The organism is Streptomyces johnsoniae, from assembly GCF_031845565.1.
GTDB classification, from domain to species: Bacteria; Actinomycetota; Actinomycetes; order Streptomycetales; family Streptomycetaceae; genus Streptomyces; species Streptomyces johnsoniae.
Genome location: NZ_JAVREV010000012.1, coordinates 62761 through 83693 on the forward strand (window position 1 = coordinate 62761; position 20933 = coordinate 83693).

General features: G+C 74.4%; 17 protein-coding genes. 7 read left to right on the forward strand and 10 right to left on the reverse strand.

The annotated features are described in order from the left end of the window. Window positions 1-8: 8 nt before the first annotated feature. The 3 genes from RM779_RS21135 to RM779_RS21145 all read right to left on the reverse strand — a co-directional run bounded on the left by RM779_RS21135 (window position 9) and on the right by RM779_RS21145 (window position 3333). Window positions 9-554: a hypothetical protein gene (locus RM779_RS21135; RefSeq protein WP_311619313.1), complete on the reverse strand. Its 546-nt coding sequence runs from the start codon at window positions 552-554 to the stop codon at window positions 9-11. 188 nt (window positions 555-742) lie between these two features. Further along, on the reverse strand, window positions 743-2401 hold the full coding sequence (locus RM779_RS21140; protein WP_311619314.1) for an ABC transporter permease: 1659 nt from the start codon (window positions 2399-2401) through the stop codon (window positions 743-745). Continuing rightward, window positions 2398-3333: an ABC transporter ATP-binding protein gene (locus tag RM779_RS21145; protein ID WP_077059930.1), complete on the reverse strand. Its 936-nt coding sequence runs from the start codon at window positions 3331-3333 to the stop codon at window positions 2398-2400. The genes RM779_RS21140 and RM779_RS21145 overlap by 4 nt, the downstream gene beginning before the upstream one ends. Before the next feature lie 82 nt (window positions 3334-3415). On the opposite strand from RM779_RS21145, the gene RM779_RS21150 reads away from it, so the two are divergent. Next, a complete protein-coding gene (locus RM779_RS21150; RefSeq protein WP_311619315.1) occupies window positions 3416-3931 on the forward strand; it encodes a GbsR/MarR family transcriptional regulator in 516 nt (171 codons plus the stop codon). Window positions 3932-3947: 16 nt separating this feature from the next. Here the strand turns inward: RM779_RS21150 and RM779_RS21155 are convergent, their stop codons facing one another. Beyond that, on the reverse strand, window positions 3948-4697 hold the full coding sequence (locus tag RM779_RS21155) for a diacylglycerol kinase family protein (protein WP_311619316.1): 750 nt from the start codon (window positions 4695-4697) through the stop codon (window positions 3948-3950). A gap of 131 nt (window positions 4698-4828) precedes the next feature. On the opposite strand from RM779_RS21155, the gene RM779_RS21160 reads away from it, so the two are divergent. Beyond that, window positions 4829-6112: an adenylosuccinate synthase gene (locus RM779_RS21160; RefSeq protein ID WP_311619317.1), complete on the forward strand. Its 1284-nt coding sequence runs from the start codon at window positions 4829-4831 to the stop codon at window positions 6110-6112. An 83-nt stretch (window positions 6113-6195) separates the two neighbouring features. Here RM779_RS21160 and RM779_RS21165 read toward each other — a convergent pair whose 3' ends face one another. From RM779_RS21165 to RM779_RS21185, 5 genes are all read right to left on the reverse strand, one after another. After that, window positions 6196-8439 (reverse strand): serine/threonine-protein kinase, encoded by a 2244-nt coding sequence (locus RM779_RS21165; protein ID WP_311619318.1) that lies wholly within the window; start codon window positions 8437-8439, stop codon window positions 6196-6198. Window positions 8440-8584: 145 nt separating this feature from the next. Next, entirely contained in the window at window positions 8585-10651 is a 2067-nt protein-coding gene (locus RM779_RS21170) for a serine/threonine protein kinase (protein WP_449657302.1), read from the reverse strand. Between the two features lie 109 nt (window positions 10652-10760). Beyond that, on the reverse strand, window positions 10761-12566 hold the full coding sequence (locus tag RM779_RS21175; RefSeq protein ID WP_311619320.1) for a protein kinase domain-containing protein: 1806 nt from the start codon (window positions 12564-12566) through the stop codon (window positions 10761-10763). Window positions 12567-12739: 173 nt separating this feature from the next. Further along, on the reverse strand, window positions 12740-13243 hold the full coding sequence (locus RM779_RS21180; protein ID WP_311619321.1) for a MarR family winged helix-turn-helix transcriptional regulator: 504 nt from the start codon (window positions 13241-13243) through the stop codon (window positions 12740-12742). Next, the gene (locus RM779_RS21185; protein WP_311619322.1) at window positions 13240-13875 is read right to left on the reverse strand and encodes a DJ-1/PfpI family protein; all 636 of its coding nucleotides are present in this window, start codon (window positions 13873-13875) and stop codon (window positions 13240-13242) included. The genes RM779_RS21180 and RM779_RS21185 overlap by 4 nt, the downstream gene beginning before the upstream one ends. A 64-nt stretch (window positions 13876-13939) precedes the next feature. Here RM779_RS21185 and RM779_RS21190 point away from each other — a divergent pair, with 64 nt between their 5' ends. Together RM779_RS21190 and RM779_RS21195 are read left to right on the forward strand one after the other, a co-directional pair. Continuing rightward, entirely contained in the window at window positions 13940-14596 is a 657-nt protein-coding gene (locus RM779_RS21190; RefSeq protein ID WP_311619460.1) for a GntR family transcriptional regulator, read from the forward strand. Between the two features lie 56 nt (window positions 14597-14652). Then, entirely contained in the window at window positions 14653-15303 is a 651-nt protein-coding gene (locus RM779_RS21195; RefSeq protein WP_077059922.1) for a hypothetical protein, read from the forward strand. A gap of 68 nt (window positions 15304-15371) precedes the next feature. Here the strand turns inward: RM779_RS21195 and RM779_RS21200 are convergent, their stop codons facing one another. Further along, complete coding sequence (locus RM779_RS21200) at window positions 15372-16025, reverse strand: SLATT domain-containing protein (protein ID WP_311619461.1); 654 nt, start codon at window positions 16023-16025, stop codon at window positions 15372-15374. A gap of 222 nt (window positions 16026-16247) precedes the next feature. On the opposite strand from RM779_RS21200, the gene purD reads away from it, so the two are divergent. From purD to RM779_RS21215, 3 genes are all read left to right on the forward strand, one after another. Further along, entirely contained in the window at window positions 16248-17534 is a 1287-nt protein-coding gene (purD, locus tag RM779_RS21205) for a phosphoribosylamine--glycine ligase (protein ID WP_311619323.1), read from the forward strand. Between the two features lie 187 nt (window positions 17535-17721). Continuing rightward, the gene (locus tag RM779_RS21210) at window positions 17722-19269 is read left to right on the forward strand and encodes a hypothetical protein (protein ID WP_311619324.1); all 1548 of its coding nucleotides are present in this window, start codon (window positions 17722-17724) and stop codon (window positions 19267-19269) included. Window positions 19270-19483: 214 nt separating this feature from the next. Beyond that, window positions 19484-20932: a N,N-dimethylformamidase beta subunit family domain-containing protein gene (locus RM779_RS21215; RefSeq protein WP_311619325.1), complete on the forward strand. Its 1449-nt coding sequence runs from the start codon at window positions 19484-19486 to the stop codon at window positions 20930-20932. Window position 20933: the final 1 nt, after the last annotated feature.

Here is a 20933-nt window from a genome sequence, read left to right on the forward strand (position 1 = left end):
CCCGGCCCTCAGTAGTGGGTGCCGGCGGCGCGGCGGCGGCGGGCGAGGAACACGTAACCGGCGGCGCCGGCGACGGTCACGCCGCCGCCGATGGCGAGCGCGGTGGCCTGGGTGCCGCCGCTGTCCGAGGAGCCGGAGCCGCCGAAGCCGGCCGAGGCGCCGCCGGACGGGGTGCCCGCGGTGAAGGTGAACGACGTGCTCAGCGTCACGCCGTCGGTGCAGCGGACGGTCACGGGGTAGCTTCTGCCGACCTGGAGGCCGCTGCGCTTGATGCGGCCGGTCCCGACCCACTTGTTCTCGTGGGCCTTCCGCAGCGTGATGTGCCGCTGGAACGCGTCCGAGGTGGCCGGGCCGCTGGGGTGGCAGGACGATTTGACGGTGACCGAGGTGCCGGAGCCGCCCGAGCTGGGCGAGATGGTCAGCGGCGAGGCGTGGTCCCAGCCGGGTCTGGCGTCGTCGTGGGCGGCGGCCGGGGCGGCGGCGACGCCGAGGGGGAGCAGGGACAGGGCCGCGGTCGCGGTGAGGCGGCTGGCGAAACGGTGCAGGGGCTTCATGGGTGACTGACCTCCGGTCGGCTGCCGCACGCGGGGTGGCGTGACGGGTTGTCACCCATGCGAACAGTGCGTGACGAGAAGCGCATCCGGAAGGCGTCCCCGCGGGTGCCGCATTGCTCCGCACGAGGGGAACGCGGCCCGCCGACCGCGGCTGACTGCCCTTCAGCGGGCCCTTCAGCAGGCGGCCGTTATTTGGTGTCCAGGTCCCGGCGCCGGAAGCCGAGCAGGCCGACGGTGATCAGCACCGCGCCCAGCACCGTCAGGACGACCAGCGGTGCCCAGTTGAGATCGGCGGCGGGCACCTGCGGGATGTGGCCGATGGGCGAGAGGTTGTACAGCCAGTCCGGCAGGTCGACGACCTCGCCGAGGGCCGTCACGAAGAAGCCGTAGGCCGGTACGGCCCAGGCCGCCGCCGACGCCGAGGGGAACCAGCCGAACAGCACGGCGGCGATGCCCGCCGTCGTCCACAGCGCGGGGGCGTAGGCGAGCGAGGCCAGCGTCAGGCTGCCAAGCAGGCCGGTGTCGTCGGCCGACGCGGCGCCGGAGACCCCGAAGCCCGCCCCGGCGAGCACCATGAGCAGCGTGCCGCCGACGAGCGCGACGGCGAGGTGCCCGCCCAGCCACCTCGCCCGGGAGAGCCCGGTGGCCAGCACCGGCTCCGCCCGGCCCGCGGTCTCCTCGGAACGGGCCCTGAGCGTCGCCATCACCACGTACGCGGCGGCGACGACGGCGAGGAGGCTCATGATGACGGAGGCGAAGGACTCGACGAGGTCGCCGCCGAGCTGCTCCACGGTGCGCCGCAGCTGGTCGTTCTCCGCCAGCAGGTCCTCCGCGTCGCCCAGGATCGAGCCGTACATCAGGCCGAACAGCAGCCCGCCCGCGGCGAATCCGGTCAGCACTCCGCGGTGCAGCCGCACCGCGAAGCCGAGCGGCGTGGTGAGCGTTCCGCCGGCGACGGCACGGCCAGGGCGCGGCGGGCGCAGCCCGGCCCCGACGTCCCTGCGCGTGCTGAGCCAGAAGGCGGCGGCGACGCCCGCGGCGGCCAGCGCCACGTTCAGCAGGAGGGGCCACCAGCGGTCGTCGACGTAGGGGTAGGTGCGCTGCGCCCAGCCGATCGGGGAGAGCCAGGCGAACGCGCCGGTGCCGACGTCGCCGACGGCCCGCAGCGTGTAGGCGACGGCGACCGCGGCCATGCCGAGCCCGGCGGCGCCGCGGGCGAACGGGGTGATCTGCGCGGTGAGGGCGGCGACGGCGGCGAAGGTGATGCCGACCGCGGCGCTGCCCGCGCCGTAGAGCAGGGAGCCGTTCGCGGTGATGCTCTCGACGCCGAGCCCGGTCAGCGAGGCCGCGAGCAGCAGGCCGAGTACGGCGTTGGCGGCGGCGGCCACGATCAGCGCGGCCGTCATGTGGGCGTGCCGGCCGACCACGCTGGAACGCAGCAGCTCGGCGCGGCCGGTCTCCTCCTCCGTCCTGCTGTGCCTGACGACCGTCAGGACGCTCATGATGCCGATGGCGATGCCCATGAAGCCGATCATCTGGTGGGCCGTCATGGCGCCGTAGGTGTAGTCGCCGGCGAGGTAGTGCTCGGGGCCCGTCATGGCGAGCCCGGCCGGCCCCTCCAGGGTCTCCTTCACCGAGGCGCGGTCCTCGGCCTCGGGGTACTGGGAGGTGAAGCTGGAGACGGAGGCCAGCGTGACCAGCAGCAGGGAGCCGATCCACACCGGCAGCCTGACCCGGTCGCGCCGCAGGTTGAAGCGGACGAGGGTGCCGGTGCCGGCGAGGGCGTTGCCGTGGCCGGGCCCGCGCGGCGCGGCCACCTCGGGCGGCCTGGTCGCGGTGGCGGTCATCGGGCCGCCCCCGCACCGTTGTTGCTCTCCATGGCCTTCAGCTCGTCGCCGTAGTGCCGCAGCATCAGCTCCTCCAGCGTGGGCGGGTGGCTGATCAGGCTGCGGATGCCGAACTCGCCGAGCCGGCGGACGGCGCCGTCGAGGTGCCGGCCGTCGACGCTGAACCGGAGCGTGCCGTGGGCCGCGTCGACGTCGTGCACGCCGGGCAGCTCGGCCAGGCCGGTGACCGGCCGCTCGGTCTCGGCCTCGATCGTGGTGCGGGTCAGGTGGCGCATGTCGCTGAGCGTTCCCGACTGGACGATGCGGCCGAGCCTGATGATGCTGATGCGATCGCACAGCTTCTCCACCTGGGCCAGGATGTGGCTGGAGAGCAGCACGGTCCGGCCGGCCTGTTTGGCCTCGCCGATGACGTCCTGGAAGACGACCTCCATGAGCGGGTCGAGGCCGGCGGTGGGCTCGTCGAGCAGCAGCAGATCGGCGTCGGAGGCGAGCGCGGCGACCAGGGCGACCTTCTGCCGGTTGCCCTTGGAGTAGGTGCGGCCCTTTTTGGTCGGGTCCAGGTCGAAGCGCTCGATGAGCTGGTCCCTGCGCCCCGGGTCCAGGCCGCCGCGCAGCTTCGCGAGGAGGTCGATGGCTTCCCCGCCGCTCAGGTTGGGCCACAGCTCGACATCACCGGGCACGTAGGCGAGCCGTTTGTGCAGCTGGACGGCGTCGTGCCACGGATCGCCGCCCAGCAGCGAGGCCGTGCCGGCGTCCGCCCGCAGCAGCCCGAGCAGGACGCGGATGGCCGTGGACTTGCCGGCGCCGTTGGGGCCGAGGAAGCCGTGCACCTCGCCGGACGCCACCTCCAGATCGAGCCCGTCCAGCGCACGCGTCCTGCCGAAGGTCTTGACCAGGCCGCTGACGGTGATGGCGTTGGTTGCCTCTGTCATGTTTCGAACCTACAGTTGTTTCACAAACTTGTGAAGCTAGGGAAATGTCAATACGCCGTAGGCGGGGTGGCAGGATGGCACGGTGATCGAGCACCATACGACCGTCGGGGAAGCGGATGATCAGCTCGCGGGCGAGCCGTACACGGAGGCCATGGCGGCCGTCGTCGAGCGCTTCGCGGCGGACCTGACCCAGGCGGGCATGCAGCGGATGGCCTCCCGCGTCTTCGCCTGCCTGCTCATCTCGCACGAGCCGACCCTCAGCTCGGCGGCGCTGGCCCGGCGGCTCCAGATCTCGCCCGCGGCCATCTCCGGGGCGGTCCGCTACCTCGCGCAGGTGCACCTGATCAGCCGCGAGCGCGAGCCCGGCTCACGGCGCGAGCGCTACCGCCTCCACCACGACATCTGGTACGAGGCCATCGCCGACAGGGACACCGTGCTGGCCCGCTGGATCGCCACCATGCGGGCGGGCATCGAGGTCGTCGGCGAGCACAGCCCCGCCGGGGAACGGCTGACCGACACCGCCGAGTTCCTCGAATTCCTCGCGTCCGAATTCGACGCGATCCTGACCCGCTGGAAGGAGCGCGGCGCCGGGCGCTGACCGGCCGGGCGCCCGGTCAGCCGGGCCGGGCCGGGACCGTCAGCCGCAGCGCGCCGGGCAGTACCGTCCACGTCCGCGCCCGGGTCGGGCCCAGGTCGACCGCGTCCGCCCGGTAGCTGAACGCCGGCCCCGACACCGTCACCGAGGTCGCGCGCGCGGAGACGTCCGCGCCCGCGGGTCTCGGCCGCACCACCACCTCGGCCAGGCCGTCCGCCGCCCGCAGCGACACCCCCGCCACCGGCCGGTCCACGTCCGCGAGCACCCGCCCGTCCGCCTCCACGCGCAGCCGCTGCCGCGGCCGGTGCACCGTCCGCCACCACAGGGCCGTCGCCCCCGAGGGGCGGGCCCGCGGCGCCGGGATACCGAGCGGGCCGAGCACCACGCCCCCCGCGTCGTCCGTCAGCACGTCGAGCCGCCGGTCGATGCCGGTGAGCACCGCGCGCGACGCGGCCACCGCGTCCGTCGGCACACCGAGCGTCCGCGCCACCGCCACCGTCGGCCCCGGGCCGACCGGCACCATGGCCAGCGGGCTCATGTCCAACTCCCCGTTGCGGTGCAGCAGCTTCACGGCCCGCAGCAGCGCCCCGTCGTCCCCGACGATCACCAGCCGGCGCCCGCGCCGCCGGGCCAGCACCCGCGTCAGCGCCTGCGGCCCCTCCAGGACACACACCTTGGCCTCGCCAGGACCCGCGCACAGGACGTCTCTGGCGATCCGTACCGCTTCCCCGTCCGTCCGCCGCGCCGTCGGATCGATGACGATGAGCACTGACTGTTCGCCTCCCGGCTGCGTCTCCCGTAAGCTCTCTGTGCAAGAGCCCCTGTCGCGATTGCGCCAGGGGTTTCGTCGATCCGGGGCAGCCCTTGCGTAGATGCCCCGCTCGAAAGGGGTGTACGCCTGTGCCCGCACTTGTGCTGCTCGGCGCTCAGTGGGGTGACGAAGGCAAGGGGAAGGCCACCGACCTGCTCGGCGGCTCGGTCGACTACGTAGTGCGCTACCAGGGCGGCAACAATGCCGGCCACACCGTCGTCGTCGACGGGCAGAAGTACGCGCTGCACCTGCTGCCCTCCGGGATTCTCTCCCCGGAGTGCACCCCTGTCATCGGCAACGGCGTCGTCGTGGACCCCAAGGTGCTGCTCTCCGAGCTGAGCGGCCTCGCGGACCGCGGCATCGACACCTCCCGGCTGCTGCTCAGCGGCAACGCCCACCTGATCACGCCGTACCACCAGACGCTGGACAAGGTGTCCGAACGTTTCCTCGGCAAGCGCAAGATCGGCACCACGGGCCGGGGCATCGGACCCGCCTACGCGGACAAGATCAACCGGCAGGGCATCCGCGTCCAGGACCTGTTCGATGAATCGATCCTCCGCCAGAAGGTCGAGGCCGCGCTCGACCACAAGAATCAGGTGCTCGCCAAGCTCTACAACCGCCGCGCCATCGTCACCGACCAGGTCGTCGAGGAGCTGCTCGGGTACGCGGAGAGCCTGCGCGGGTACGTGTGCGACACCGTGCTCGTGCTCAACCGCGCGGTGGACGAGGGCAAGGTCGTGCTGTTCGAGGGCGGCCAGGGCACGCTCCTCGACGTCGACCACGGCACCTATCCGTTCGTCACGTCCTCCAACCCGACCGCGGGCGGCGCCTGCACCGGCTCCGGCGTCGGGCCGACGCGCATCAGCCGCGTCATCGGCATCCTGAAGGCGTACACCACGCGCGTCGGCGCGGGCCCGTTCCCCACCGAGCTGCACGACGAGGACGGCGAGGCGCTGCGGCGCATCGGCGGCGAGTTCGGCGTGACGACCGGCCGCGACCGGCGCTGCGGCTGGTTCGACGCGGTGATCGCCCGCTACGCGACCCGCGTCAACGGGCTGACCGACTTCTTCCTCACCAAGCTGGACGTCCTCACCGGCTGGGAGCGCATCCCGGTGTGCACCGCCTATGACATCGACGGCCGGCGCGTGACTGACCTGCCGTACAACCAGACCGACTTCCACCACGCCAAGCCCGTCTACGAATACCTGCCGGGCTGGAGCGAGGACATCTCCAAGGCCCGCAGCTTCGAGGAGCTGCCGAAGAACGCGCAGTCCTACGTGCTGGCCCTCCAGGACCTCTCCGGCGCCCCGATCTCGGCGATCGGCGTCGGCCCGGGGCGCGACGAGACCATCCAGATCAACCCGTTCGTCTGAACGACCTAATCGCCTGCCCCACGGCCGCGGGGCGGCCGCGTGTACGCCACGCGGCCGGCCCGCGGCCGTCCTCCTGCCCGGTGTCAGTCGGCGCTCCCCGAGTACTCGGCCGTGAAGCCGCCGGAGCCGTCGCCGCCGTACGGGGTGAACGCGATCGACTCGGCGTCGTCGAAGGTCTCGACCGGCTCCCACTCCAGGCGGTAGGACGGCAGCGGATCGCAGTCCCCGCTCGTCGTGTCGCCCGGGCCGACCAGGATCGAGGCCCCGTCCTCCCGCTCCGAGACCAGCGGCGCCTCCCAGGTGCAGGTGCCGTTGGTGTAGGTGAGTGCCAACTCGCCCGCGGACGCCGAGTAGGCGGTGGTGATCTCGTAGTCAGAGGACGAGTAGACCTGGTCGTAGATGCCCAGCGGCATGCCGTCGCCGCCGGCGCTCAGGTACGACGAACGCAGCTCCGCCGACAGGGCGCCCGCGGTCCACAGCAGTGAGCCGTCGTTCTGCACCTCGATGGTCTGCTCCCCGTACGGCTCGCACCGGGACGGGTCGTCGTCCGGCACCGTGTCGGTGACGCCGGCGCCGTTGAGCGTCAGCGTGCCGTCCCCGGCCGCGACCAGCTCCGACTCCTCGGTGCACAGCAGGGTGCTGAGCAGGGTCCACTGGGTGGCCACGACGTCGCCGCCCGAGCCGTCGGTGAGCTCCAGCCGCTGGTACCAGCCCTTCGGCTCACCGTTCTCCATCACCTCGCCCTCCCAGTCGCCCACGAACTCGGAGCCCACCGTGGCGTCCCCGGGCGGGGTGGTCTGCGGATCGGACGGCTCAGGATCGGTCGGCTCCGGGGTGGTCGGGTCGACCGACGGGCCCGTCGCCGTCGGCCCCGGCGGCTCCGGGTCCTCGTCGTCGCCGCCGCCGAGGGCGACGACCGCGACACCCGCCGCGACGGCGAAGACCACGACCGCGGCCACGATGATCCACGTGATGTTCTTGCGCTGCCCGCCGGGCGCGCCGTGTCCGCCGTGTCCGCCGTGTCCGCCCGGCCCGTGCCCGCCGGGGCCGCCGGGGTAGGCGGGCCCGTACGGGCCCTGGAGCGAGGCCACCTCGGGCGGCACGGGCGAGCCGTAGCCCGGCGTGCCCTGGGCCTGCGGGTAGCCGTAGCCACCGGGCGGCTGCGGGTAGCCGTACCCCGCGGGGGGCACGGCCGAGGTCATGGTCGCCATCCCGTCGACGCCCGAGTTCGGCGGCGGGCTCGGCGGCGGCGTGGCCGGGGTGCTCAGCTGGGTCGGCGTCGGCGGGGCCAGCGGCGCCGTGGGCGGCGGCGGGCTCGGCATGCCCGTGGGGGGCGGCGGGCTCGGCATGGCCGAGGGCGGCGCCGGCGTCGGCGGAACGCTCGGCATGGCCGGCGGCGGCTGCGTCGTGGGCGGCGGCGGGGCCTGGAGCGGGTCCTCGGAGTCCAGCAGCTCCACGGCGTGCCGGCCGAGCTTCGCCACCAGGGCGCCCGGCAGCCAGGGCTCCTCGTCGTCGTCGGTGGTGGTCGCGGCGAGCAGCTCGTCCAGGCTGGGGCGCTCCGCCGGGTGCTGGGCCAGGCAGCGTTCGACCAGCGGCCTGATGTTCTCGGGGACTTCGGAAAGGTCCTGCTGGCCCTGGACTATTCGCAGCATCAGCGCGGTCATCGCGCTGTTGGCGTCGCCGAACGGCGTGCTCGCGGTGGCCGCGAAGGTGAGCACGGAGCCGAGGCAGAAGATGTCGCTCGCCGCGGTCAGCACTTCGCCGCGGCACTGCTCGGGGGACATGAAGCCGGGCGAGCCGACGGCCGCGCCGGTGCGGGTCAGCCCTTCGCCGCCGGACTCCAGGGCGCGGGCGATGCCGAAGTCGATGACCCGCGGCCCGTCAATCGTGATCATGACGTTCGACGGCTTGAGGTCCCGGTGCACCAGACCCGCGGCGTGAATGTCACGCAGGGCCTTGACCAGGCCGTTCGCCAGGACGAAGAGGGTACGCTCGGGCAGCCTGCCGTAGGTGTGGGAGACGACCTCGTGCAGCGAGGGCCCCGCGACGTAGCCGGTCGCGACCCACGGCGTCTGCGCCTCGGTGTCACAGCCGAGAACCGGCGCGGTCCAGTCGCCGCCGACCCTCCGTGCGGCGTCCACCTCCTGCTGGAAGCGCCTGCGGAACTCGGGCTGTGCCGCGAGTTCGGGCTGGACCAGCTTGACGGCCACCGTGCGCCCGCGGTCGGAGCGGGCGAGATACACGCTGCCCATTCCGCCGGCGCCCAATTTACCCAGCAGCCTGTAGTGGCCCACCCGTTGCGGATCTGTCGGCCCGAGCGGTTTCATGCTGTGTTACTCCTCTTCGCTCCGGTAAGCCTCATGAGAATACGGGCGCCCGTACGCACCGGTGAGGACAGAGGCCGAACCGTGATCGGTTCCCGATCCCGCCGTGAGGCCGGGAACCCGTGCCGTTTCGTGACATGAGGCACACCTAGTCGTTGCGTTCGAACTCGCCGGGGTCGTTGTCCAGCGCGGTGAGCCAGATGACCTTGATCGTGTCGTCGTCGTCCTCTTCGTGCCACAGCCGGAAACCGGAGTAGACACCGCAGTCCGGGTCGGAGACCGATTCGTCGAGGACATCGGGTCCGAGCGTGATTTCCCTCCCCTCGACCTTGACGAGGCGGTTGTCCCACGCGCAGACCAGCTCGTCCGCCTCGGAACGCTCGAAGCGCAGGACCGGCTCCCCGATCGGGCCCTGGGAGATGGTGATGATGTCCTCGCCGTCGACCTCTTCGCCGTCCAGGCCCTCGTCACGCCATTCGTCGCGCCACGCGCCGAGCAGCGTTTCCGGCACATTCGCCTCGGAGGCGGTGTCGGCCGGGCTCAGCGTCGCGGTCTGCTCGCCGTAGTTCCACGTCATCTCCTCGCCGTTCTCCGACAGCTGGAGGGTCTGCGGCGTGCTGTTGTCGCGGCACGTCTCGGTGGTCTGGTGCGAGGGAACGGCCCAGGCGGACTCCTCGGTGAACGACAGCCGTTCCTCGAAGGAGTCGAGACGCACCTCGTAGGAGCACAGGATGGTCGGGCTGAGGGTCAGGGCGCTGCCGACGATCTCGCCTTCGGCCCCCTGCGTGATCTCGAAGCGCAGCTCGCGCACTTCGCCGCTCGCGTTCTCGTACTCGCCCTGCCAGGCGCCGAGATAGCCCTCCTCGATGGCGGCGTCCGAGCCCGAGCCCGAGCCGCCGGTCAGCTGCGTCGCGACCACGACGCCGAGCACCGCCATCACCACGAGTACCGCGCCGACGGCGAGTACCGGGACCGCGCGGCGCCGCCGCGGCGCGGCCGGTCCCGCGCCCGTGCTGCCGTACGGCGAGGGGCCGTAGCCGCCGAGCGAGGGGATGGAGGGGGCGTCGGGCCGGTACGGGGTGTTCGGCTGCGAGTAGGGAGAAGGCACGGGAACGGGCCGCGGCTGCGGGGTCGCGGACGAGGGCCAGGACGGCGGCGCCGGCCGGGTCGGGCCGGGGTCGAGCGGCGTGGGGCCGACGGCGGTCTGGCCCGCGGCGCCGGTGGCCGTCGGGTCCGCGGGCGCGGCGGCGGTGGCGCCGGTGGCGCCGGTGGCGGTGGGGTCCGCGGGGACGGCGCGGGCGTCGGTGCGGCTCTCGGGGTTCTCCGAGTCGAGCAGGGCGACGGCGTGCCGGCCGAGCTGGGCGACCAGCTCGCCGGGCAGCCACGGCTCCCGCGAGTTGTCGGGGGTGGTCGCGGCCAGCAACTCCTCGACGGTGGTGCGCCGTTCGGGCTCCTTGGCCAGGCAGCCCGCTATCAGCCGGCGCAGACCCTCGGGTATGTCGGTGAGGTCGGGGCCCTCCTCGGCGATGCGGAACATGAGGATGTGCACGCCGGAGTCCAGGGCGCCGAACGGGGTGCGCCCCGTCGCCGCGTACGCGAGCAGCGACCCGTAGCAGAACACGTCGCTCGCCGGGCTGATCTGCTGGCCGCGGACCTGCTCGGGGGACATGAAGCCGGGCGAGCCGACGGTGGCGCCGGTGCGGGTGACGCCCTCGCCGGGGGCGGACTCCAGGGCGCGGGCGATGCCGAAGTCGATGACGCGCGGCCCGTCGATGGTCAGCAGCACGTTGGACGGCTTGAGGTCGCGGTGCACCAGACCGGCGCCGTGGATGTCGCGCAGCGCGTGGGCAAGACCGTTGGCCAGCAGGCGGACGCTGCGCTCCGGCAGCGGACCGTAATCGCGGCTGACGATCTCGTGCAGGGAGGGACCGGCGATGTAGCCGGTGGCGACCCACGGCACCGGGCCCTCGGTGTCGGCGTCGAGGACGGGCGCCGTCCAGCTGCCGCCGACGCGGCGGGCCGCGGCGATCTCCAGCGAGAACCGCCGCCGGAAGTCCGGCTCCTGGGCCAGGGCGGAGCGGATCGTCTTGACGGCCACGGTACGGCCGCGCTCGGAACGGGCCAGGTACACCTGGCCCATGCCCCCCTCGCCGAGCCGGCCGAGCAGCCGGTACGCACCGATGCGGTGCGGGTCCTGTGGCATCAGCCGGTCCATACGGAACAGACTCCCCCGATTGTTTCACGTGGTTGTCTCACCGAGGATAGAGGTGAACGCGGTGGGCGCGTATGCGGGTCAGAGCCGCCGGTGCGGCGGCCACGCGCGTTCATCTCGGCCCGGTGAGCCGGTTGTGCTGCATGGTGGTCAGCCGCCTCAGGAACACCACGGCGGCCAAGGCGGCGGCGAGGCACAGCACTTGCTCCACGGCCCCCAGGTTCCCCCGCGTCACGGCCTCGTCCCAGTCGTCCGCCTCGTGCCACGGGTCGCCGCTCACGACGACGCCGTACACGATCCAGCCCAGCAGCAGCGTCCACCAGGTGTTGACGAGGCCGACGGCGGGGTGCGGCAGCGGGTGGGAGGCCCGCCAGATGTCGTCGGCGATCTGCTTGGGCAGCACGAGGTTGGCGAAGGGGACGAACCAGAAGATGACGGCCCGGTTCGGCCGGTAGCGGATGCGGCCGGGCGCGAACGCCTCCGCGTTGCACCGCATCCGCCGGAACCAGATCAGCCAGACGACGAAGATGGCGATGTGGAGCAGGCCGACGAGCGTCGTCAGCACGTCGAGCGTGGTTTTGCTCCCCTCGGCGGCGTCCGCCACGGAGGAGAAGAGGAGATACGGGTCGGCTTTCCGCTCCTCGCGCAGGTCGCCGAGCAGTTGCAGGTGGACCACGAGCGTGACCACGACGAACAGGGCCATGACGGCGAACAGCCAGGTCAGGGCGTTCGCCAGGGCGCTCGCCCGCCGCGGCTCCGGCGGCGGCCCCTGCGGAACGGCCGGGCCGGGCGCGGGCCAGGCGTGGCCGGGCGGCGGCGGTGTCCGCCACGGCGGCGGCGTGTGCGCGCCGGGCGCGTGCGCCGGCGGTGGAGTGCGGACGGGCACCGCGCCGGGCGCGTGCGCCGGTGCGGCGTACGTGAGCGGGTGCGCGGCGGCGGCGCCCGCGGTGGTGCGAGCCGGCGCCCCGCCGGGGCGCGGCGGCGCGGCCGGGGGCGCGGGCGGGCCGGCCGCGGCGGCCGGGTCCTCGCTGTCCAGCAGGGCCACGGCGTGCCGGCCGAGCTGCGCCAGCACCTCGGCGGGCAGCCAGGGCTCCGCCACGGCGGCGGTCCCGGTGCGCTCCAGCAACTCGGGTACGCCGGGGCGCCGTTCGGGGTCCTTGTCCAGGCAGTCGCCGACGAGACCGAGGAGAGCGTCGGGAATGCCGTCGAGCGCCGGCTCCTCTTCCACGATGCGGAACATCAGGGCGTGGCCGCCGCTGTCCGCGGTGCCGAACGGGAGCCGGCCGGTGGCCGCGTAGGCCAGCACGGCGCCGAGGCAGAAGATGTCGCTCGCCGTCGTCAGCCGCGCGCCGCGCACCTGCTCGGGGGACATGAAGCCGGGCGAGCCGATGACCGCCCCGGTGCGGGTCAGCCCGCCCGAGGTGACCGCGTCCAGGGCGCGGGCGATGCCGAAGTCGATGACGCGCGGCCCCTCGATCGTGACCATGACGTTCGACGGTTTGAGGTCGCGGTGCACCAGGCCGGTGGTGTGGATATCGCGCAGCGCCAGGACCAGGCCCCTGGCGAGGAACGTCAGGGACCGTTCCGGCAGCGGGCCGTAGTCCTCTGCCACCACCCGGTGCAGGGTGGGCCCGGCGATGTAGCCGGTGGCGACCCACGGCACCCGGCCCTCGGTGTCGGCGTCAAGTACGGGCGCGGTCCACTCGCCGCCCACCCGGCGGGCGGTGGCGATCTCCTGCGCGAAGCGCTCCCGGAAGGCGCGCTCCCTGGCCAGGGCCGGCTGGATGGTCTTGACGGCCACCGTCCTGCCGCGCTGTGAACGGGCGAGGTAGACCTGCCCCATCCCGCCCTCGCCGAGCCGGCCGAGCAGCCGGTAACCGCCGATGGCCTGCGGGTCCTCCGGCTCCAGCGGTCTCATGCGCGCTTTTCCTCCCCCGGAAGGCGTGATCAGGTCGCAGGCAGGATAGGTCAACCGGCCGCGGCCGGGTTCCCGTGCGCCGCGGCCCGTGAGCGGGGCCCGGACGCCGCCGGGCCGGACGCCGCAGTGTTGAGGACGCGCGGTCCCCGCGAACGGTTCTCGCCCGCGCGCGGTCAGCCGCGGGTGTCCGGGAGTCCGTCCATGACCTCGGACAGCCGGGTGAGCACCGCGAGCACGTAGCGGAACTCCTCGGGCCCGCCGAGCGCTTCGCCGAGCCGCGCGGCGAACTCGGTATGCGCGGGCCCGACGCGCGCGACCGCGGCGCGCCCTTCCGCGGTCGGCGCGAGCAGCTTGGCCCTGCGGTGCGCCGGGTTCTGCCGGTACTCGGCGAGGCCGCGCCGGACCAGCAGGTCGGCGATGCGCTGCACGCTCTGACGGGTGATGCCCATGGCCCGCGCGATCCCGGCGACCGGCAGCGGTTCGCGCAGCACGGCGCCGAGCACCTGCCACCACGCCGCGGTCAGCCCCGCGGGGCGCGCCATGCGCTCCGCGGCGGCGAGGAACTGCCCGTTGAGGCGGAAGACCGCCAGCGCGCTGCCCGAGAGCAGCGCCGGGTCCGCGGGCAGCGCCGGGTCCGCGGGCTCCGCCGGGCCGGCGGGCCGCTCCGTTCCGCTCATCCGGCCGCCGCCACCGTCGGGTAGGCGGACGCGTCGGAGTGCGCGAACAGCCGGAACCAGGCGTCGAGCACGTGCGGCTCGAAGACGCCGAGCCTGGCGAAGATCTCGCGGGCGAACGCCTCCGGGTCCGTGGGTCCCGCGGTGATGAGGTCGCCGTCGGTCACCGCGTCCGCGTCCAGGTAGCGCGAGCCGCCCGCGTAGCCGCTGGCGTCGAGCACCTGCCGGTCGGCGCCGGTGTGCGCGCGGCCGTCGAGCAGCCCGGCCCGCGCCAGGCCGAACGTCGCCCCGCAGATCGCGGCGACGGGCACCCCGGCGTCGAGGAAGGCGCGGGCCGCGCGGGCGAACGGCGCCAGCGCGTCGCCGGTCAGCCACAGGTCGGCGCCCGGCAGGATCAGCAGGGCGCTGTCCTCGGGGCGCAGCAGATCCAGCGTGGTGTCCGGCAGGATGCGCAGGCCGCCGGCGGTGGTGACCGGCGCGTCCGTCGCGGCCACCGACACCACCCGGTGGCCGCGCCTGGCGAGCTCGGCCGTGGCGTGCCCGGTTTCCCAGTCGGCGAGCGTGTCGTACACGGCCAGATGCACGGTCTTCCGCATGGTGTCCTCCGGTCTCGGCGCGTCTCTTCCCGTCGCCATTGACAGCATACTGTCGGATAAGCAGTATGCTGTCAACGGAAGGGGTCTAGGCTGGACCGCCGTGATTCAACGCAGCACCTTGCGCGAACAACTGGCCGACGCTCTCCGGGAGGAAATACTCGCCGGGCGGCTGGCTCCCGGCGGCGAGTTCACCGTGCGCGAGATCGCCGAACAGTACGGCGTCTCGGCCACGCCGGTGCGCGAAGCCCTGGTGGATCTCTCGGCCCAGGGCCTGCTTGAGGTCGAACAACACCGCGGCTTCCGCATCCGGCGCTTCTCGCTGACCGACTACCGGCACATGGTCGAAGCCCAGCGGCTCGTCAGCGACGGGATACTGCACGCCGACCCGGCCTTAAGCCTGCGCGAGGCGGTACCCGAGGCGTTCACCTCCATCCGCCGCCGCGCCGCCGCGGCCAGGCAGGCCGCCCTGGCCGGTGACCTGGACATCCTCATCGCCTACGACCTGCGCTTCTGGCGCGAACTCGACGCGCTGCTCGGCAACCCCCACATCGGCGAGTTCCTCGACCGGCTGCGCGTCGCCTGCTGGGCGTTCACCGTGCCCCGCCTGCGCGGGCAGCCCGGCCTCGCCGGGCGGCTCTGGTCCGGCCACCTCGAACTGGCCGACGCCGTCGAACGGCAGGACGCCGCCGAGACCGGCCGCCTGCTGCGGGCCCACCGTTCCCACGCACTTGAACTCGCCGCTCAACTGGCCGGGGCGTGACCGCCCTTCCAGGCTCTACGCTGGCGGTACGCAACCGTTCGAGAGAAAGCCGTTACGTGGCCTGTGACCTGTGGCTGGTCCCCCTCGTCGATGTGCTGTGCCACAGCCCCGACAACCCCTTCGCCGACGAGCTCGCCGAGTACGACCGGGCCCTGGCCGAGGCCGGGCTGCCCCCGGTCCCGGTGTACGGCTACGTCCCCGGCATGTCCGGCTCGGTGGCCCCCATCGCCGGCTTCGACTACGCGGCCCTGCACCTGCTGCGCCGCGCCTACCTGCTCCAGCTGAGCGGCCTGCCGGTCTCGCCCGCCGACGAGCTGGACGGCGACTACCAGCAGCTGCTCGAAATGTTCGAGGCGAGCGCCCAGCAGGCGCACCTCGTGTGGCACTTCGACCACGCGGGCGCCTACGTGCCGGTCGACTTCCCGCACCCGCTGGTCAACGAGTCGCTGCTGGCCGGCGGCGGCCCGCTCGGGTCGAGCCACGGCCTGCTGCGCGAGCTTGAGCTGGTGGCCCCCGTACTCGACATCAACCCGGTCAACCCGCCGCCCGCCCCCGACCCGCCGTCGCGCCCCACCAGCCTGGAGGAGCCGGCCGCCCTGCCCGGATACGGCGAAGGCCCGTTCGCCAGAGAACGCCACGTCTGGCTCGGCCTGCACGCCGCGGCGACCCGCAGCCTCGCCCAGGGGTCCATGATCGTCTTCAGCTGACCCCGCGTCCGCCCTCCGGGGGCGGGGACCATCCGCCGCCGTGCCGGATCACCCGCCGCCGTGCCGGATCACCCGCCGTTCTCCGGCGGACGCTGCCTGGGCATGCCCGGCCGCATACCCGGCCGCATGCCCGTCCGGTCCGCGAGGAAGCGGGCCCTGAGCGCCGTGTCCGCCTCCGACCGGCCGCCGTCCCGGTCGCCGTCCCGATCCGCGGCCAGGACCCGCCGCTGCCCACCCGCGGACACCCGGCCGTACGGGTGGAACTCCCGCATCCAGTCCGCCGTTTCCGCCCGCACCAGCTCCGTCACGTCCTCGGAGAACTGCCGCAGCACGCCGAGCCGCCGCTCCGCCGCCTCCTCCGCCAGCCCGTCCCGCAGCCCCTCCGCCGCCCAGTCGTACCGCAGGACCGCCAGCCGTTCCCGCACCGCCTGCGCCGTCGCCACGTCCCGCATCCACCCGGACGTCAGCCCCAGGTACCGGTCGCAGGCCAGCGCGGCCACCGCGCCGAGCAGCGACAGGCAGCCGAAGCGGCCCGCCACGCCCACCAGCGGCAGCACCGCGCCGCCCGCCGCGCCCGCGAACGTGCCGCAGCGCAGCAGCCACGCCGTGCGGCGCTTCCACACCCGGGCGGCCAAATACCAGTCCGCGGTCCGCGCCGCGTCCGCCTCGGCGCAGGCGTACAGCTCCGCCAGCCGGTCGGCCGCGACCGTTCCCCCGGACATCTCGGGCAGACTCACCACCCTCACACTCCCCACGACAGGCCCGCACCCCGGGCCGGGAAAGCCTTTCTAGTGCCTTCCGCGCCGCCGCCCCGCCGCCGTTCCCCCGCGGGGAACGGCGCGCCGGGCCGCGTTCCCGCCACCCGTGGGCGGTACGGCCGGGAGCCCGCGGACCACCCCTCACCCGAAAGAGTGGGCGGCGGACAGGGCCTACTCTTGGGCCCCGTGAGAATCCTTGTCATCGGCGGCGGTGCCCGCGAACACGCCCTGTGCCACGCCCTCTCCCAGGACCCCGACGTCACCGAGCTGCACTGCGCGCCGGGCAACGCCGGGACGGCGGAGGTGGCGCAACCGCACCCGGTCGACGCGGTGAACGGCCCCGAGGTCGCGGAGCTGGCCGCCCGGCTCGGGGCGGACCTCGTCGTCGTCGGCCCCGAGGCCCCGCTGGTCGCCGGCGTCGCGGACGCGGTGCGCGCCGCGGGTATCCCGGTCTTCGGTCCCTCCGCGCAGGCCGCGCGCCTGGAGGGCAGCAAGGCGTTCGCCAAGGAGATCATGGCCGCGGCCGGGGTGCCGACCGCCCGCGCCCACGTCTGCACCACCCCCGCGGAGGCCGACGCGGCGCTCGACGCCTTCGGCCCGCCCTACGTGGTCAAGGACGACGGCCTGGCCGCGGGCAAGGGCGTCGTCGTCACCGAGGACCTGGCGCACGCCCGCGCGCACGCCCGTTCCTGCGAGCGGGTCGTCATCGAGGAGTTCCTCGACGGCCCCGAGGTCTCCCTGTTCGCCGTCACCGACGGCGAGACCGTCGTGCCGCTCCAGCCCGCGCAGGACTTCAAGCGGGCCCGCGACGGCGACGAGGGGCCCAACACCGGCGGGATGGGCGCCTACTCCCCGCTGCCCTGGGCCGATCCCAAGCTGACCGACGAAGTGCTCGACACCGTGCTCAGGCCCACCGTCGAGGAGCTGCGGCGCCGCGGCACCCCGTTCTCCGGCCTGCTCTACGCCGGACTCGCCCTGACCTCCCGGGGGGTGCGGGTCGTCGAGTTCAACGCCAGGTTCGGCGACCCGGAGACCCAGGCCGTGCTGGCCCGGCTGCTCACCCCGCCGGCCGGGCTGCTGCACGCCGCCGCCACCGGCACTCTCGACAGCTTCCCGCCGCTGCGCTGGAGCGACGGCGCCGCCGTCACCGTCGTGGTCGCCGCCGAGGGATACCCCGAGGCGCCCAGGACCGGCGACCCCGTCGAGGGGCTCGACGAGATCGCCGCCGAGGACGCCCCCGGCGCGTACGTGCTGCACGCCGGCACGCGGCGCGACGAGGCGGGCCGGGTGGTGAGCGCGGGCGGCCGGGTGCTGTCCCTGACCGCCACAGGACCCGATCTCGCGCAGGCCAGGGCCGCCGCCTACCGCGCCGTCGCCCGGGTGCGGCTGGCCGGCTCCCACCACCGCACCGACATTGCCGCGCAGGCGGCCTCCGCGGTTCCGTTCTCTCCCCAAAGCCCCTCCATCGAGTGACCGATCCGCTGACCTGCTGACGGGCCCGCCGCGCCCAACTAGGGTGCGGCGCAACGTCTTCCGCCCACGTGGTCACGCGCCCCCGTGGCGATCGGCGGCATCGCACGTTGCGGTGCCGGCGACCGGTGCGACAGTGGAGGAACGGCGGGGGACAGGCCGAGCGGCGTCGCACTGCGGAGGGCAGGGCATGGGGCAGCGTAAGGCGCGAAAAGCCGGACTCTCCGCGCGGGATCACGCGCTGGCCGTGCTCCGGGTGCGCAACAGCGCGCTGGCGCTCGCGCTGCTCCCGGCCGCCGTCACGGTGGTGCTGTTCGCCTCGGGCGCCCCCGGCGCGGCCGGCACGCTGCGCGCCCCGGTCTCCGTGCTCGCGGCCGTCGTCGCGGCCGTCGCCGTGGCCACCGGAATCATGATCTGCCGCGCCCGGCCCGCCGTGACCCCGGTGGTCCCCCTGCCGGAACGTGCCGCGCCCGCACTCCACGGCCTGATACGAGATCTCGCGGACCGGCTCGACGTGCCCGCGCCCGGCGGCATCGCGCTCACCCCCGACTGCGACAGCTGGCTGGAGGAGCCGCCGGGGCACCCCGGCGCGGCGGCGCCCGTTCTGGTCATCGGCTCGCCGTTCCTGTGGTGGATGCGGGTCGCCGAGCTGCGGGCCCTCCTCGCGCCCGTCGTCGCGGGCACCGGCCCCGCCGGCCACCCCGACATCGCCGCCGCGCGCCGCTGTGTGCGCGCCTGGGACGCGGCCGCCGGCCTCGCCCGGGGCGTCTCGCCGCTGCGCCACCCGCTGACCGCCTCGGCCGGCCGCCTCGCCCGGCTGTTCCTGCGCATCGCGGCGACGCACAGCGCCGAGATGGAGCGCGGCGTCGCCGCGGCCGCCGCCGCGCGCGCCCAGGGCGTGGACCACGGGGCGCGGGCGCTCGCGCAGGAGCAGGTCGGCCTCGCGTACGCGGGCTGGGACCGGCTGCTGACCCGCGTCGCGCTGCCCGCCTGGCGCGTCGGCCGCTGGCCCCGGCGCCTGGACGCCGGCGTGGCCGCCGCCCTCACCGAGCTGTCCCGCCGCGACCGCCTCGCCGACGGCTTCGCCGCGCGGCTCGGCGAACGCCCCGCATGCGACCTGCTGGAGGACCCGGGAGCCGTCGACGAGGCGGTCTCCCTGCTCGCCGCCCGCCTCTTCCACGGCGTGCCCGCGGGCCACGGCGCCGACTGGGCCCCCGTGGACTGGACCGCGTACCCCGACGAGGTCGTCGACCGCATCTGGCGCGACCGCGCCGCGCGCCTGTTCGACGTCCTCGACGCCGCCGAGACGCCCACGCTGGCCCGCGCCCTCCAGCGGCTGGCGGACGCCGCCGTCGCCGACGGCACCGAAGCACTCGCCGCCAGACTCGGCGCGCACGCCGCCCGGTGCGACGCCCAGCGCGCCCCGGCCGCCGTGGGCGCCGACCCGGCCGCCCCCGGCGCCGCCTTCCCGCCGCCCCTGGCGCCGCCGCGCAGCGACAGGGAACTGCTCATCGAGCACGTCTCCGCCGCCGTCTGCTGCGCCGCGGCGGACACCACGGGGGCCACGGCCGGCCTCGACTGGCTGGACGGCCCGGTGCTGCTCGCCGACGGGGAGAAACGCCGGGACGACCTGTCGGCGCCGGTGCACAGCCTCGTCGACGACGGCGACCCAGGACCGCTGCGGGACTGGCTGGCCGACGCCGGGGTCCGCGCGGACAAGCCCGTGCGGCTGGTCTGAGGAGGATGCGCCCGTTCCGGCCGCGAGGGCTCGACACGCCCCGCCCGCGGCGCCACCATCGGGCAGCCGCCGCCGGCCTCCGCCGTGACGGTACGGTGACGTACCGTCTTCTCCTGGTGCGGTGCCGGGGGCGGTGTCGAGGGTGGTGCCGGGAGCGGCGTCGGGAGCGGTGCCGGGGGCGTGCCGCATCACCGTCAGGGGCCGGGAGGGGCGAGTGAGCAAGAGCACGGAGCAGGTCCGGCGCTGGGAGTCGGGCGCGCTCACGCACGCGGTCTCCGATCCGTTCGGCCAGGGCCCGCTGCCCTGGGTGCGGGCCGGCGACGGCCACCTGCGGACGAACGGCCTCGGGCTGCCCGCCGTGCGGACACCGCCGGGACTGCGGACCGCCGACGACGTCGACTGCCAGATCAAGGGCTTCGTCACGGACAGCACCGTCGCCCCGGGCGGCCCGCTCGATTTCCGCGTCACGGTCGACCCGCCGCGGGAGTTCACCATCGACATCTACCGCATCGGCTACTTCGGCGGCGACGGCGCCCGCCTGCTGCTGAGCAGCCCCCGCCTCATCGGCATCCGCCAGCCCGCCCCGCTGATCGCGGGCCGCACCGTCTCCTGCCACCACTGGTGGCTGTCCTGGCGCCTCCAGGTGCCGCCCGACTGGCTGCCGGGCGCGTACGTCGCCGTCCTGACGACCGCGGACGGCGAGTTCCGGTCCCACGTGCCGTTCACCGTGCGCGACGACCACCCCGCCGACCTGTGCCTCGTCCTGCCCGACATCACCTGGCAGGCGTACAACCTCTTCCCCGAGGACGGCCGCGGCGGCGCCAGCCTCTACCACGCCTGGGACGCGGCCGGCCGGCTCATCGGCGAGCAGAACGCGGCCATCACCGTCTGCTTCGACCGCCCCTTCGCGGGCGCCGGGCTGCCGCTGCACGCCGGGCACGCCTACGACTTCATCCGCTGGGCCGAGCGCTACGGCTACGACCTGGCCTACGCCACCGCCCGCGACCTGCACGCCGGGCGCGTGGACGCGTCCCGCTACCGCGGTCTGGTGTTCTCCGGGCACGACGAGTACTGGTCCGTGCCGATGCGCGGCGCCGTCGAGGACGCCAGGGACGGCGGCACCTCGCTGGTGTTCCTCTCGGCCAACACCATGTACTGGCAGGTCACGCTCAGCGCGCTGCCCTCGGGCGACAGCGACCGGCTGCTGAGCTGCCGCAAACGCCAGGGGCCCGGCCGTTCCGCGCTGTGGCGCGACCAGGGGCAGCCGGAGCAGACGCTGCTCGGCGTGCAGTACGCGGGCCCGGTCCCGCGGCCGCACCCGCTGGTCGTGCGCAACGCCGGCCACTGGCTGTGGGAGGCGACCGGCGCGGCGGAGGGCGAGGAGCTGCCCGGGCTCGTCGCCGGCGAGGCGGACCGCTACTACCCGCGCACCCAACTGCCCGATGCCGAGAGCCGCATCCTGCTCGCCCACTCGCCGTACCGCGACGGGACCGGCGCCCGCCGCCACCAGGAGACGTCGCTGTACCGGGCGCCGAGCGGCGCCTGGGTCTTCGCCTCCGGCACCTTCGCGTGGTCGCCCGCGCTCGCCCGGCCCGGCCACCTCGACCCGCGCATCCAGAAGGCGACGGCCAATCTGCTGGACCGTATCTGCAAACGCGACTGAA

Excerpts from the sequence above, each read along its gene's own strand:
- RM779_RS21175 (WP_311619320.1), bottom strand. The coding sequence starts at position 12,566 with ATGAGACCGCTGGAGCCGGAGGACCCGCAGGCCATCGGCGGTTACCGG.
- RM779_RS21185 (WP_311619322.1), bottom strand. The coding sequence starts at position 13,875 with ATGGCGACGGGAAGAGACGCGCCGAGACCGGAGGACACCATGCGGAAG.
- RM779_RS21210 (WP_311619324.1), top strand. The coding sequence starts at position 17,722 with ATGGGGCAGCGTAAGGCGCGAAAAGCCGGACTCTCCGCGCGGGATCAC.
- RM779_RS21145 (WP_077059930.1), bottom strand. The coding sequence starts at position 3,333 with ATGACAGAGGCAACCAACGCCATCACCGTCAGCGGCCTGGTCAAGACC.
- RM779_RS21135 (WP_311619313.1), bottom strand. The coding sequence starts at position 554 with ATGAAGCCCCTGCACCGTTTCGCCAGCCGCCTCACCGCGACCGCGGCC.
- RM779_RS21180 (WP_311619321.1), bottom strand. The coding sequence starts at position 13,243 with ATGAGCGGAACGGAGCGGCCCGCCGGCCCGGCGGAGCCCGCGGACCCG.
- RM779_RS21170 (WP_449657302.1), bottom strand. The coding sequence starts at position 10,651 with ATGGACCGGCTGATGCCACAGGACCCGCACCGCATCGGTGCGTACCGG.
- RM779_RS21200 (WP_311619461.1), bottom strand. The coding sequence starts at position 16,025 with ATGTCCGGGGGAACGGTCGCGGCCGACCGGCTGGCGGAGCTGTACGCC.
- RM779_RS21165 (WP_311619318.1), bottom strand. The coding sequence starts at position 8,439 with ATGAAACCGCTCGGGCCGACAGATCCGCAACGGGTGGGCCACTACAGG.
- RM779_RS21140 (WP_311619314.1), bottom strand. The coding sequence starts at position 2,401 with ATGACCGCCACCGCGACCAGGCCGCCCGAGGTGGCCGCGCCGCGCGGG.